Annotated in this window: 11 protein-coding genes; 5 read left to right on the top strand and 6 right to left on the bottom strand. The window is 44.8% G+C overall.

Going from position 1 to position 13,526, the window contains the following annotated elements; translation table 11 throughout:
* Positions 1-45 precede the first annotated feature (45 nt).
* Positions 46-2,703: a type I DNA topoisomerase gene (gene topA, locus AAEY72_RS09650; RefSeq protein WP_352310353.1), complete on the bottom strand. Its 2,658-nt coding sequence runs from the start codon at positions 2,701-2,703 to the stop codon at positions 46-48.
* A 279-nt stretch (positions 2,704-2,982) separates the two neighbouring features.
* A complete protein-coding gene (locus AAEY72_RS09645) occupies positions 2,983-3,564 on the bottom strand; it encodes a hypothetical protein (protein WP_189580033.1) in 582 nt (193 codons plus the stop codon).
* 435 nt (positions 3,565-3,999) lie between these two features.
* On the opposite strand from AAEY72_RS09645, the gene AAEY72_RS09640 reads away from it, so the two are divergent.
* On the top strand, positions 4,000-4,467 hold the full coding sequence (locus tag AAEY72_RS09640) for a DUF2799 domain-containing protein (RefSeq protein ID WP_352310352.1): 468 nt from the start codon (positions 4,000-4,002) through the stop codon (positions 4,465-4,467).
* A gap of 239 nt (positions 4,468-4,706) precedes the next feature.
* Here the strand turns inward: AAEY72_RS09640 and AAEY72_RS09635 are convergent, their stop codons facing one another.
* The 3 genes from AAEY72_RS09635 to AAEY72_RS09625 all read right to left on the bottom strand — a co-directional run bounded on the left by AAEY72_RS09635 (position 4,707) and on the right by AAEY72_RS09625 (position 6,953).
* A complete protein-coding gene (locus tag AAEY72_RS09635; protein ID WP_240215331.1) occupies positions 4,707-5,108 on the bottom strand; it encodes an ExbD/TolR family protein in 402 nt (133 codons plus the stop codon).
* An 82-nt stretch (positions 5,109-5,190) separates the two neighbouring features.
* Positions 5,191-5,880, bottom strand: coding sequence for a MotA/TolQ/ExbB proton channel family protein (locus tag AAEY72_RS09630; RefSeq protein ID WP_352310351.1), 690 nt, complete (start codon positions 5,878-5,880; stop codon positions 5,191-5,193).
* 116 nt (positions 5,881-5,996) lie between these two features.
* Positions 5,997-6,953: an energy transducer TonB gene (locus AAEY72_RS09625; protein WP_352310350.1), complete on the bottom strand. Its 957-nt coding sequence runs from the start codon at positions 6,951-6,953 to the stop codon at positions 5,997-5,999.
* Positions 6,954-7,477: 524 nt separating this feature from the next.
* Between AAEY72_RS09625 and AAEY72_RS09620 the strand changes: the two genes are divergently transcribed.
* Genes AAEY72_RS09620 through AAEY72_RS09605 form a run of 4 tightly spaced genes read left to right on the top strand, consistent with a single transcriptional unit; the run spans position 7,478 to position 11,685 of the window.
* Positions 7,478-8,530 carry a siderophore ABC transporter substrate-binding protein gene (locus tag AAEY72_RS09620; protein ID WP_352310349.1) on the top strand — a complete coding sequence of 351 codons (1,053 nt, stop codon included), beginning with the start codon at positions 7,478-7,480 and terminating at the stop codon, positions 8,528-8,530.
* A gap of 57 nt (positions 8,531-8,587) precedes the next feature.
* A complete protein-coding gene (locus AAEY72_RS09615; protein ID WP_352310348.1) occupies positions 8,588-9,688 on the top strand; it encodes an ABC transporter permease in 1,101 nt (366 codons plus the stop codon).
* Between the two features lie 36 nt (positions 9,689-9,724).
* The gene (locus tag AAEY72_RS09610; RefSeq protein ID WP_352310347.1) at positions 9,725-10,867 is read left to right on the top strand and encodes an iron chelate uptake ABC transporter family permease subunit; all 1,143 of its coding nucleotides are present in this window, start codon (positions 9,725-9,727) and stop codon (positions 10,865-10,867) included.
* Between the two features lie 59 nt (positions 10,868-10,926).
* Positions 10,927-11,685, top strand: a complete 759-nt coding sequence (locus AAEY72_RS09605; RefSeq protein ID WP_352310346.1) for an iron ABC transporter ATP-binding protein — start codon at positions 10,927-10,929, stop codon at positions 11,683-11,685.
* A 362-nt stretch (positions 11,686-12,047) separates the two neighbouring features.
* Here AAEY72_RS09605 and AAEY72_RS09600 read toward each other — a convergent pair whose 3' ends face one another.
* Complete coding sequence (locus AAEY72_RS09600) at positions 12,048-13,391, bottom strand: PepSY-associated TM helix domain-containing protein (protein ID WP_352310345.1); 1,344 nt, start codon at positions 13,389-13,391, stop codon at positions 12,048-12,050.
* Positions 13,392-13,526 lie beyond the last annotated feature (135 nt).

The raw sequence follows: 13,526 nt of genomic DNA, 5'->3' as shown, positions 1-13,526 counted from the left end.
TTACGATGGCAAGATGGAGGTACAAAGCCTAAAGGTAAAAAAGGATTACTCTTCTACCCACTCGCCTTTGCGCCAGTACACACCCCAACGCGTGGCTTTGCCGTTTTTCTCAGAGCCGATATACTGCTCTTTTTTCTTACGTGACCAACGTAGAATCGTTGCATTACCTTCAGGATCTTCGTCTGGCCCTGCAAACAGATACTGGAATTTGTCTTCCATCTTATCTTTGATTTCTCTTAGCTCAGCGAGCTTGGGTGCACGTGTCTCCCTTACTTTCGGGAACTTAGATGCTGCCAAGAACATCCCAGCTGCGCCTTCACGCAAAATGAAATAGTCTTCATGCTTGACCGATTTTAGCTCTGGCAAGTGAATAGGATCCATGCGCGGTGGTGCTGCTTCGCCTGTTTTTAATACTTTACGAGTATTGTCACGTTTTTGACAAGCGAAGTATGGACCAAAGCGTCCTGTCTTCAGCTCCATCTGCCCATCACATTTATTACAATCGATGGTCGGTGCATCCGAACCCGGTACTTCGAACTTACCTTCTTCTAAAATATAGCCATCGCAATCAGGGTTGTTACCGCAGATGTGTAGCTTAAGACCACCATCCACGATATAGCCGTTCATTGCGGTGCCACATTTCGGGCAGCGTTTTTTCTCCATCAAATCTTTGACTTCGGCTGCTTCGTCCTCTTCACCTTCGGCATCATCGAGATTGGCGAAAGCTTCGACTGGCATTAAGTTCTTGGTGCCTTTACAGCGCTCTTTCGGTGGTAAATTATAACCCGTACAACCTAAGAAGACACCCGTAGAACCTGTACGTAACTGCATCGGACGATCGCAAATATCGCAGTGGACGTCTGGTACATCGGTCGGATCATTTGGACGCATGCCGTCTTTTTCTTTAGCACGATCAAGCGTGGTTTTGAAGTCACCGTAAAAATTATCGAGGACATCTTTCCAGTCTGTATCGCCTTCTGCCACATGATCAAGCTTGTCTTCAAGCGCGGCGGTAAAGGTATAATCCATCAAATCTGGGAAACTTGCCGTCAGTCTATCAGTAACGATATCGCCCATTTTTTCGGCAAATAAACGCTTGTTTTCAAGCTTCACATAACCGCGATCTTGAATGGTTGAGATGATAGAAGCATAAGTCGATGGACGACCGATGCCTTTTTTCTCAAGCTCTTTGACTAAGCTTGCCTCGGTATAGCGCGGTGCAGGCTTGGTAAAGTGTTGGCTTGGATCAAGCTTGTCTAGCGTTAACTTATCGCCTTTTTTGACATCAGGTAACAAGGTATCATCGGTCTTCGCCGGCGGCATGACTTTGGTATAGCCGTCAAACACTAACGTACGACCACGCGCTTTTAACTCGACATCGTCAGCGCCAACAAACAAGTTCACTGACAGATACTTTGCTGGCAGCATCTGACAAGCCACAAACTGACGCCAAATCAACTCATACAGACGGATGGCATCACGCTCAACACCTTTCAGCTGTGTCGATTTCATATTGACATTAGACGGACGAATCGCCTCATGCGCCTCTTGTGCGCCTTGCTTATTGCCATAGAAGTTAGGCTTTTCTGGTACATACTTCGCGCCATAGCTGTCTTCGATATAGCCACGGACAGCGGCAAGTGCATCGCCAGATAAAAAGGTCGAATCGGTACGCATATAGGTAATATGACCGGCTTCGTATAAACGCTGCGCCAAAATCATGGTTTTCTTAACCGAAAATCCCAATCGTGTACTGGCTGCTTGTTGCAATGTCGAGGTAATAAATGGCGCACTCGGACGTGATTGTGTTGGCTTTTCTTCACGCTCTTTGACGATAAAGTCGTTGGCGTTAAGCACTTCTAAGACTTTATCCGTCTGCTCTTTATTGACGAGCTTTAGCGTTTTACCACCTTGCTTGGTTGCCTCTAGACGAATGGCAATTTGTTCAGCGTCTTTTTTACTGCTGGCGACGTGAGTATCAGCATGAATCTGCCAGTACTCTTCTGGGATAAAGGCGCGAATTTCATGCTCACGCTCGACCACCAAACGCATGGCGACCGACTGTACACGCCCTGCTGACAGACCACGAGCAACCTTTTGCCACAATAATGGCGATATCATAAAACCAACGACGCGATCCAAAAAGCGGCGTGCTTGCTGGGCATTGACGCGATCGATATCGAGTTTTGAGGGCTGCTTAAAGGCATTTTGAATGGCGGTTTTGGTAATCTCGTTAAAGACTACGCGCTCATACTTGCTATCAGCGCCGCCAATGACTTCTTTGAGATGCCAAGCGATGGCTTCCCCTTCTCTATCCATATCCGTTGCCAGATAGATTTTGTCAGCGTCTTTGGCTAAGGCTTTGAGCTCTTTAATGACTTTGGTTTTGTTTGGCAGTACTTCATACACTGCTGCCCAGTCATGTTCAGGGTCGATACCCATGCGACGTACCAATGCTTGCTGCGCTTTTTCTTCCTTGCTCAGACTGTCATCTTTTTTGCTAGTCGCTGGCTTCTTCGCGCTTTTACTCGCACCGACGGGTAAATCGCGTACGTGTCCGATACTCGAGCGAACAACGAAGTCATTGCCGAGATATTTATTGATCGTTTTCGCCTTGGCTGGTGACTCGACAATCACCAAAGACTTACCTTTGGAGCTGTCAGAGACAGGAGCTGGACTTTTTTTAGTTGTGGTTTTTGCCATATTTGACGACACCATAATATAAGTAGTTTAAAAGTAAGGTTAAATTCAGCAGCACGGCAATTTATGGAAGCTGATCATCATAGATCAACGATTTATTGTAATAATAGCTGCCGATATAAAAAGGTATAAAGCAAGCAACGACGCCAATACGAGTCATAAAACAGCAATAAAGATACAAAGACGTTACACTGCTAGGCGCTGAGCTGTCAACTGTAAATAACTGGGGCATCGCAAAACTGCTTGCCTATTGCTCATTAATGGAGACTAAAAAACGATTTACTAGTTCTTGCGATTTTTTTGCATCTGTAACGCCCACGCTTCAAGCTGTGCTTTTAGTACTAGTAAGTCTGCCTCAATCATTTTTTGCTGATAATTAGGGTTTGTCACTGGGCGCACATAGGCGATATCTTCCCAGTAAATAACAATGCTATTGGACTTGATTAACAAGGCCTTTACAAACGGCTCAATACTGGCTGGCAATGCTAGCGGCACTTTATCCAAGCTAAAATTGGTTTGAGGTGGCGTATTGCCATTACTACTGCCACTCGCATTTTTGTCTGCAGGATTTGCGTTGCTGTTTGCATTGCTATCTGGTCGCCAGCATCCATCTATGACCTGATAACGGGTTAGCGGCAGTTTGACATTATCTAGCACCAAGCCATACTGACCAAGCATCCCGCGACCATATTCATTGTCTTTGCCCCTGATCCAATCCGGACAAGCGATCAGTTTTGGGTTCAACTGTAAGCGACGGGCGGTCATGCGTAAATGATCCAAGCGCTGATCGATACCGCTCGGTTTGAGCGCCATCATACTCCCTAGTACAAATAGTACAATGGCGATGACAATCCATATTCCCATAACAACCTGACCTTTAGCTGAATTAAAATACTGCTGAGGCGATACATTCGACCTGATCTATCATAAAACCTATTAACGAGTAACGGACTGACCAGTGATTTGTCATACCCGTCCTTATAATAAGCACGAACCATAAAAAATCAAGCAGGGCTCATAAAGGGATTAGTCGATAATCAGGTGATTGCCATTTGATTGGCACTCGATTGGCACTCGATTGGCAAATGCATTTCACCCAGCAATCCTACTATTTATACTGGCATATCAATCAGTTAGTACGCAAAAAAATAAGTTTAATAACAAGATACAAAAAGTTGTACGCAGCAAAAAGTGCTATGATAAACCATAATTTTAGACGCGCGCAGGTTTATTATGAATTATCTTATTGAGTCAAACTCATCAACCGCTCTTTTAGCCAGCAAACTGACGAATAAATTCATGAGTAAAACCAGTATCGTCTTTTCGCTGATGAGCGCCGCATTATTCACCCTGTCAGGCTGTGCCACGACCCAAAGTCTCACACCGCAGCAGTGCCAAAGCAGCAATTGGCAAGAAGTCGGCTACACCGATGGCATCCGTGGACGCTCGGGCGCATACTTTGGTCAATATACCAATCAATGCGCCAGCGTCGGCGGTGCTAGCCCCAACCGCATTCAATGGGAACAAGGTCGACAGCAAGGCCTGAAGACCTACTGCACTGAACTCAATGCTTACAAGATTGGTCGCGAAGGCTATGACTGGCAGCCTGTCTGTCCCCTTGAGGGCATCGAGAAGTTGGAAGAAGCTTACTCTCAAGGACGCTACTACTATATTCGCCAGCGTGATCTTGATTACCTACGCACGCCCTATCCATATGGCTATGGACACTTAGGCTTCGGTTATCGTCCATATCGGTATGGCTGGTAATACAATCGAATCCATCTGAAGCTTTTACCTCTTCAAAAATTTATTGAGATTGAGACAGTCATCGTTAAAGAAAGTCTGTTATAAAAGGAAACCTCGCAAGGTTACCCTAGCGAGGTTGAAAAAAGTTTATTATTTTAATTATTCTTATTATTATCTTGGTTATTTTTATATCGCTCAGCCTGCTAATTTTACTGATAAGCTTCTTAATATAAGCACGGTATTAGGCACGGCAAATTACTTTATTCGTTAACAAAAGCTATTTTACTAAGACCAGCTTGACTGGCAGCGGCGAGCACTTGAGCGACAGTGTCGTACTTACTGTCTTTGTCAGCACGCAATTGTACAGAAGGATCTTTACCTGCGGCACTTTGCTGTTGTAACCGTGCCTCTAGCTCCTCCATGCTAATCGCATCGCTGTCCCAAAATATCCCTGCGTCTTTATCAATGCTGATTTGAATAGCCTCTGGCGGTGTTTCATTGATCTCGGCACTGGTCTTCGGCAACTCTAATGGCACCGTCGGATTCAAGACGGTCGCCGTCAATAGAAATATAATCATCAATACCAGCATGATGTCGATAAGCGGAATGAGGTTCATCTCATTCATACTTTGACTATCATCATCGCCCAATTGAAATGCCATAATCACTCTCAATACATTTGGTTATTCGCAATACAGCTCGCTTGGCTCTCGCCTAACGGACTGTTTCATCAATGGATAATTATTAAGGCTGCGACGCGGCTGAACTCTGATAATGCGTCACTTGCTGAGCATCTGCTGCGTTTGAGTGCGTACTTTTTGCCAATGGATCTTGGGCAACGGTAGACTTGCTGTCTATTGAGGGCTGCTGTGTGACTACCATCTCGGCAGAATGTGCCAATAAGTCATGCGCTCTGTCGTTGGCGTGATACATCACACGGCGGTTGATACGCACTGCAAGGTTATAAAACACCACCGCTGGAATCGCCACGGCAATCCCCAAACCTGTCATAATAAGTGCCTCACCAACTGGTCCTGCCACTTGTCCCAAGCCCGCTTGCCCACTCATACCAATATTATGCAGTGCATGGAAAATACCCCATACCGTCCCAAACAAGCCAATAAACGGCGCAATCGCTGCCGTCGTCCCAAGGATAGGCAATCCACGCTCGCTGGCAAAGCGATAACGACCAATATGCTTTAGTAAGGTCTGCTCAGTAACCACACGGCGAGTAGAGGCATCTGCAGCTATCACCTCGGCCTGTTTTATCTGAATCTGCTGACTCAAATCATCTGCAACATTGACGGCCAATTTGCGGCTTTGTAGCACACGAATAATGCCAGTCACCCAAGAGAGGATAGATAAAGCCAGCAACAAAAAGAACAAAGTTTTTGTCACCATGTCGCTGATTTGCCAGTATTGCATAAAGTCCATATTAGACTCCTTAGAGTATTGTTTTATTATCTGGTCTCGCTGCAGCTAATGAATCTATGCAGATGACAGCGACGACATTAGTGCCATATATAAATAATGAGTCAAAATGCTTATGGTCAAGGAACGACATATTCAATCGGCAAGGTCACGTTGCCTACTACTGGCACACCAGCTTCGGTAAAGGGCTTAAACTTGCCAGAGTCAGCTTGTTTTTGTGCAGCTTGATCTAATAATCTATTACCAGAAGATTGAGCAACGCGTACATTATCAATCCCGCCCTGCTTATTTACTCGCAACACTAAAACGACAGTCAATTTATCACCTGACCTAGCTCTACGTGCAGCACTAGTCGGAAAACTAAAATTCGGTCGTGACGCCCAATTGGCATTGGTCGCTGTGAAGTTCACAGGAGTATTACTTGCGGCAGCAGCGGCCTGTGCTTTTGCACGAGCAGCGGCTTCTGCGGCCGCTTTTGCTGCTTTTTTGGCATCCGCTTCGGCTTGAGCCTCTCGGGCAGCTTTGGCATCTGCTAATTGTTGGGCTTCTTGCGCGGCTTTTTCAGCTTGTGCTGCCAATATCTTACGGTTGTTATCAGCAGCTAAAGCATCTGCTTGAGCTGTTAATATCGACTCTTGCCGTTTTACTTCATGTTTAAAAGGTTCTTTTTCCACAGCCTTGGTTGTATCAGGTTGCGCCTTCGTTTTAGGCTTCAAATTAGGCTTTTCTGATGTTACCACTGGTTTGACAGCTGGCTTAGTCTTCGCTAGCGGCTGAGATTCTTTCACTATTTTAGGTTTAGTGGTAGCGACAGACCTAGGCTGTGGCTGTGGCTGTGGCTGTATAGGTTTTACAGGCTCAGCAGTATCCATCGCAACCTCTGGCTCTTTCGTTTCAGCCGGTAACGTCACCATCTCGATCTCGATAGGTGGCGTGTCTTTTTCTGGTTCAACTTTTATCTCAGGAGTCTTGATCGCCACTAATGCGACTGCTGTCAGCACGTGCAAGCCCACCACTATAATAATAGCCGCGAGTATCAATTTGAGTGGTGGCGCGTCTAAATCCGTTGAACTCATAACACCCTAATATTAATTAACCGAGGTAGAATGGCGTAGATAATAATGCAAACGATAACTATTATCAATAATAAATTTATAATGATTTGCTTATCAGGCAAATGCTGAACCAATAATTTGCCTTATTTGAAAAGAAAAATCTGCTTAGTCATTCGGCTATCCTATCTCGAATATCGCTATCGAAACTTATTGTGTTGTGGCAGTCAAAATCAATAAGCACAGAAACGTTAATAAAACTCATTATCATTTGTATTGATAATGAGTCTCAATTAATTTATCACAGCCATTGATTGATTGCCCATCTTATAATATAAAAATTTTCAAGATATTAGGGCTTGTCTTAATAAGATAAGCGTCTCTATATTTAAGCGTAAAAAACAATCAATAAAAAAACATGACCTTTAAAGCAATACCGTCGAGCATTGTATGGCGTGGAGCATCACGCTAGATAAGCTCTCTTTATTTTCATATGTCCAATCATTTTATTTACACGTTGTCCAACCAGCTGATATACCGAGTTATTTATGTCTATTGCTTTACTTTCTAACCGTTCTCCGGCCCCTTTTTTTAAACGTCCTTTACTGACTGCTATGATGACCGCATTCGTAGCGACTGTCAGTGTGGCAGGCTGTAGCTCACCTGAGTCTAACGACTCTGAGCCTACAAATGCTAAAACTGAAAATGAAACTGCTGATGAGTCATTAAATGTTGCCAATAATGATGCTGTCTCTGTTGAGAAAATAACGGTCGACACGGTAAAAGGCACTGTCGATTTGGCGATGAATCCATCGCCGCTGGTGGTCTATGATATGACGTTGATGCAGGATTTGGCTGCGTTAGATGTGGCAGTCGATGGCATGCCAAGTGGTCTAAAATTAGACAATTTACAGTCTAAAACACAGCCTGAACCAAAGACAGTCGGCACCGTATTTGAGCCAGATCTTGAAGCGTTGAACGCGATGCAGCCGCAAGCGATTTTGGTCGGCTCACGCATGGCTGAAAAATATGACGAGCTCTCTAGCATTGCCCCGACGTTAGACATGTCTATCGATACGGCCAATATTTATGAGTCAAGTAAACGCCGCTTGGCCGATTTAGGCGCATTGTTTGGCAAAAGTGAACAAGCAGCGAAACTGCAAGGCAATATCGACGGGCTCATTGATGAAACCAAAACACTAACCAAAGATAAAGGCAAGGGCTTAGTGGTCATGGTCAATGGCAATAAGCTGTCTGCCTATGGTGATAAATCGCGCTATGGCTTTATCCATACTGTGCTTGATATTCCAATGGCAGATGACCAAATTGCCGACGCGCGCCACGGTCAGCCAATTTCATTTGAATACATCCAAAAAACCAATCCAGATTGGCTATTCGTCATCGATCGCAGTGCCGCCATTGGGGAAGATGGCGCTGGTGCCAAAGCCGTGTTAGACAATCCATTGGTTGCGCAAACCACTGCGTGGAGTAAGCAGCAAGTGGTTTATCTTAGCCCAGACTCATATCTTGCCTTTGGCGGTTATTATCAGTGGATGCAGGATTTAACGACGATTAAAACAGCCTTCGCTAACGCGAAATAAAAGCGATGACCATACAAGCCATATTTTTAATCAAATACTAATAAGCCAGTAGACGTTATGTCGTTATTTTCCTCTCGCGCTCATGCCAGCGTTAAAGCTAATACTTCTTTGCCAGCGGCAACATCAAGTTGGAAAAGAAGCACTGGCAACAGTCTCAATTCTAAACATCGACGTGCCGTCATACCACCGTGGTTAATTAATACAGCAAGCCTCATTATTATGGGGCTTTTGGTGTTATTGAGCTTATCGATTGGTGTGGCTGACTTTTCATGGTCCGGTTTTCTACACAGCCTTATCAATCATAGCGCCAACTCTGATAGCTCGCTTTTTTTAGTCAGCCGACTCCCCCGCACTATTGCGATTATCTTGACTGGTATCTCGATGGCAGTTGCTGGGATGATTATTCAAGTGGTGCTAAAAAACCGCTTTGTAGAGCCATCCATGGTGGGTGCAACTCAAAGTGCTGCGCTCGGCTTGCTGGTGGTTAGTCTGCTGTTTCCTGCAAGTGCACTCATTATTAAAATGGGTGTGGCGACCGTCGCAGCAGTATTTGGCATGATGCTGTTTATGCTGCTGATTCATCGGATTCCACCGACTGATTTTTTGATGATTCCACTAATCGGTATTGTCTTTGGTGGCATTCTCGAAGCAGTGACAACCTTTATCGCTTATCAGACTGAGTCATTGCAGATGCTCAGTGTTTGGCAGTTTGGTGATTTTTCTGGCGTGTTAGCCGGTCGATATGAGTTGCTATGGCTAACAGGTGGCCTGTGTGTGTTGGCTTATATCATTGCTGATAAGCTCACCATCGTAGGATTGGGCGATAATATCGCACTGAACTTAGGTATTAGTAAACGGCAGGTCACTTGGCTTGGTGTCGGCATGGTCGCGATGATGAGTGCTGTCGTCGTGGTCACGGTTGGGATGATTCCTTTTATCGGTTTAGTCGTGCCCAATATCGTCAGCCGACTGATGGGAGATAAGTTACGTCGTAGCTTGCCAGCAGTCGCGTTACTTGGTGCCTCGGCTGTGCTGCTGTGCGATATTATCGGGCGCTCGATTCGCTATCCATTTGAAGTGCCCGTCGCTACAGTGTTTGGCGTGGTTGGTACGGTGCTATTTTTATGGCTACTATTGCGCGCTCCGGCTGATCGATAAGCTTGATATTTATGCTTGATACTACAGGATTCGCGTATGTTTTCACCGTCTACGCCTCGCTCTGAAAAAATGACCATGGCTAAAACCAATACAACAAAATACAGCTCGATAGAAAGCAGTGCCTTAGAAGATAGCACTTTGAAAAACAGTGCTTTGGAAAACAGTACCTTAGAAAATACGGCTACTGCCACGGCTTGGCAGAGTCGTCTGGCGCAACTTTGGGCATGGATCGTCAATCATCCAAAGTCGATTGCCACCGCTATCTTGGTCATCTCGATGCTGCTATTTTTGACACTCAACGTTAACGGACATTGGGACTTTGCCTTGCCATTACGTGGCAAAAAACTGCTGGCGTTAATGGTGGTCGGCTATGCTATCGGGGTGTCGACACTACTGTTTCAAACCTTAACGCACAACCCTATTCTCACGCCTTCCTTGTTAGGCTTTGATTCACTCTATGTTCTATTGCAAAGCTTATTGGTCTTCTTTTTAGGCGCGATTAGCTTTACCAGTATCGACCCTCTTGCCAAATTCACACTTGAAATTGTCTTGATGTTTGGCGCGTCATTATTGTTATTTAAGCTGCTATTTTCAAAAAGCAGTCAGGATTTGACACGCTTGATATTGGTGGGCGTTATCTTTGGTGTGTTATTTCGCAGCTTGTCTGCACTCATTGCACGACTGATTAATCCTGATGATTTTGTGGTGGTGCAATCTGCCAGCTATGCACAGTTCAACACAGTCAACCCTCAGCTACTGGGTATCAGCCTATTTATCTGTGCTATCACTGCGATATTTGTTTGGCGCTGGCGCTATCAATGTGATGTATTGATGCTCGGTAAATCACAAGCTATTAACCTTGGTATTCATTATCAACGTCTCGCATTTGGGCTATTAACGGTCATTGCTGTGCTAGTCGCCACCGCTACTGCGTTGGTTGGCCCTGTGACGTTCTTTGGCTTATTGGTATGTGCATTGACCAATCGTATCGCCCGTCATATGTACCACAGCGAGCGGCTGATATTGGTCAGTCTGGTCGCTATGATTTGCTTGGTACTCGGTCAGACTATCTTTGAGCAAGTGCTCGACATGGCAGGCGTATTGTCAGTAGTGATAGAGCTAGCTGGCGGTTTAATGTTCTTAGCATTGATCTTTATGTCTCAACGTCGTTCGTTATGACCACTTAGCTGACACTATTAATTTAGATACACATAAAAAATTTTAAGATAAGACTCATTATGATTCAACTCAATAATATCTCGCACCATATCGGCAAGCAACAAATCTTGCATGACATTACGCTGTCCTTGCCAAGCGCACAGATTATTGCTCTAATTGGCCCCAATGGGGCGGGTAAATCCACCTTGTTTTCAGTTATGTCACGCCTGCAACCGCTACAGTCGGGACAAGTCAGTTTCGGCGCGCATGATATTGTTAGCTGTCATGCGAAAACCTTGTCCAAAACGGTGGCAATGCTTGGACAAGATAACCAAGTGCAAGGACGATTGCGTGTACATGAGCTGCTGATGTTTGGGCGCTACCCTTATCATCAAGGGCAGCCGACGGCTGATGATCAGCAGAAGGTACAAGAGATTATTGAGCGATTTGAGCTTGAGCTGTTGGCCGACCGTTTCTTATCGACCTTATCAGGTGGACAGCGCCAGCGCGTACTGATTGCTATGATTGTTTGCCAAGATACGCCCTATCTACTGCTTGATGAGCCGCTAAATAATTTGGACATGTATCACGCTGGTCGCCTGATGCGAGAACTGCGAGAGCTAAGCCACAGTCAGCAGAAGACCGTAGTGATTGTCTTACATGATATCAATCAAGCCGCACAATTCGCCGATACGGTGGTCACAATGAAAGAAGGACAAGTGATGGCTGTTGGTCAGCCAGTCGATGTCATTACGCAAGAGACCATGAAAGAATTGTACAATGTCGATGTGACCGTGCTAAACCATCAAGGTCGTCCCGTGATTGTTGATGCGGTTTAAGTACAGAATTTTGCAAACGAAAAAAGGAATTGTCGATGCATAAAGCTCTATTGAATAATCGATGGATAAACTATAAAAATCTATCAATATTGTTTTTAATCGTGAGCTTTTGTCTGTGCCTGTCTTCCGCTGTAGATAAAGACATAGCAAATACCCTAACCTGGTTAGGTTTCACTTTGTATGCTCTAAGATTAGTCGTTATTCCTATGGATTTTACTCAAGATATTTCTTCAGTAGATTATACAAAAAACTATGACGAAAATAATAGCTGGCATAGAAATGTCATGCTAGGTGAGACGTTTGCTTACTTCATTTTTACTGTCTCGATAGCATACACCATATTTTTGCAATTAAAATGATAACTAGGGCATGCCTTTTTGCAGCGCCTTTAATTGACTTTGACGACCTTTCCACCACAGATAAACACCAGTCCCTGATAATACTGCTACAGCCAGTCCAATCATTGCTAAAAATATTTGATATAGCCGATGTCCCCAACCTTGACCGATCTGCCCCATATGCAAGGTCGATAGCCATTGATCAGCTTTGCTGCCAAATGATGAGTTTTGATAGCCAAAATTGACGCGCTCGACGTTACCTGTTGCCGCATCAACAGTAATAGATGACGCGCCACCGTGCGTACCGATATCTTTATCCGTTTGAAAGCGCATCTGCCACTGCTTGTCTTCTTCGACCCAGCGAATACCTAGCAGCTGCTGCACAGACACGCCGTTCTGTTGCGCTGCACTATCGGCTTGTGCGCTTAAATAGGCAATGCTATTGGTCTTATTCACCACACGAGTGATTACATCCACATCGTTTGAGCGATTATTGACCCCCGTATTTGAATGTACACTCCCATCTGCACGACTGTTTTGTTCTGCTATTTTATTCGGCTCAGGTTTGGCAGGTTTTCCCTCTCTTGGGGTCAGTCCGACCACCGCTTGCATCACTGGCTGATAGACGGATTTTAAATTAAATCCGACACTTGACCAAGCAATGACAAATAACATGCCCCAAAGCCACAATCCAAAGGCATGGTGCAAGTCATAATTCAGTTTAAACAGATTACTCTTGGTACGAATTTTCCACGCTGGTAACCAACGCTTGAGAAAGGATGCGCGTTTTTTAGAAGATGATTTTTTTTGCGCGTTTTTCTTTTTAACTGCTCTCGGAAACGTTAAGTAAAAGCCGATAAAGCAGTTAATGGTCCAAACGACAGACACGATACCTAATACCCATTTGCCGATATCGCCAAGTAATAAATCGCGGTGCAACCAGAAAACTTTCCACATGGTATTGTGCAATGCCCATTGGTCTTTATCACGGGTTCCAATAATATTACCGTCATAGGGGTTCACATAAACTTCTTGAAACGGTGCTTTCGGTTGGTTTTGAGCAGCCTTGCCTCGGGCTCTATCTACCGAAAATACTGCCGACCTATCTGCCGCTATCGACGTTGGCATGCTAGAAAAGGTATGTTCTGGATAGGCACTGATGACTCTATCATGAAGCGTGGCGATAGGCAGTTGCGGTGTCTCTTGGACGTCGACCTGAGCTAGTTTATGATTGAACACATCGTCCAGCTCGTCATGAAATGCCAATAACGTGCCAGTAATACTGGCGATAATTAAAAATGCTGCCATGGCAAGCCCCGTATAACGGTGAATCCAAAGGCAGGCTTGACGAGGGTTAAGTGAAATCATTGGTCTGGTTTCTTTATTCATTGGTTATTGGTATTTAAAAAAATTATAATTGCTATCACATACTTCACCGTTTACTGACCATAAAAAAGCCAGCTATCCTATACAGACAGCTGGCCCTTTCATCTATCATCAAGT

The sequence above is a fragment of the Psychrobacter sp. W2-37-MNA-CIBAN-0211 genome (assembly GCF_040309405.1).
Lineage (GTDB): Bacteria > Pseudomonadota > Gammaproteobacteria > Pseudomonadales > Moraxellaceae > Psychrobacter > Psychrobacter glaciei.
This window is presented reverse-complemented; position numbering and strand designations above follow the sequence as displayed.

Excerpts from the sequence above, each read along its gene's own strand:
- AAEY72_RS09605 (WP_352310346.1), top strand. The coding sequence starts at position 10,927 with ATGATTCAACTCAATAATATCTCGCACCATATCGGCAAGCAACAAATC.
- AAEY72_RS09600 (WP_352310345.1), bottom strand. The coding sequence starts at position 13,391 with ATGATTTCACTTAACCCTCGTCAAGCCTGCCTTTGGATTCACCGTTAT.
- AAEY72_RS09620 (WP_352310349.1), top strand. The coding sequence starts at position 7,478 with ATGTCTATTGCTTTACTTTCTAACCGTTCTCCGGCCCCTTTTTTTAAA.
- AAEY72_RS09640 (WP_352310352.1), top strand. The coding sequence starts at position 4,000 with ATGAGTAAAACCAGTATCGTCTTTTCGCTGATGAGCGCCGCATTATTC.
- topA (WP_352310353.1), bottom strand. The coding sequence starts at position 2,703 with ATGGCAAAAACCACAACTAAAAAAAGTCCAGCTCCTGTCTCTGACAGC.
- AAEY72_RS09645 (WP_189580033.1), bottom strand. The coding sequence starts at position 3,564 with ATGGGAATATGGATTGTCATCGCCATTGTACTATTTGTACTAGGGAGT.
- AAEY72_RS09635 (WP_240215331.1), bottom strand. The coding sequence starts at position 5,108 with ATGGCATTTCAATTGGGCGATGATGATAGTCAAAGTATGAATGAGATG.
- AAEY72_RS09625 (WP_352310350.1), bottom strand. The coding sequence starts at position 6,953 with ATGAGTTCAACGGATTTAGACGCGCCACCACTCAAATTGATACTCGCG.
- AAEY72_RS09610 (WP_352310347.1), top strand. The coding sequence starts at position 9,725 with ATGTTTTCACCGTCTACGCCTCGCTCTGAAAAAATGACCATGGCTAAA.
- AAEY72_RS09630 (WP_352310351.1), bottom strand. The coding sequence starts at position 5,880 with ATGGACTTTATGCAATACTGGCAAATCAGCGACATGGTGACAAAAACT.
- AAEY72_RS09615 (WP_352310348.1), top strand. The coding sequence starts at position 8,588 with ATGTCGTTATTTTCCTCTCGCGCTCATGCCAGCGTTAAAGCTAATACT.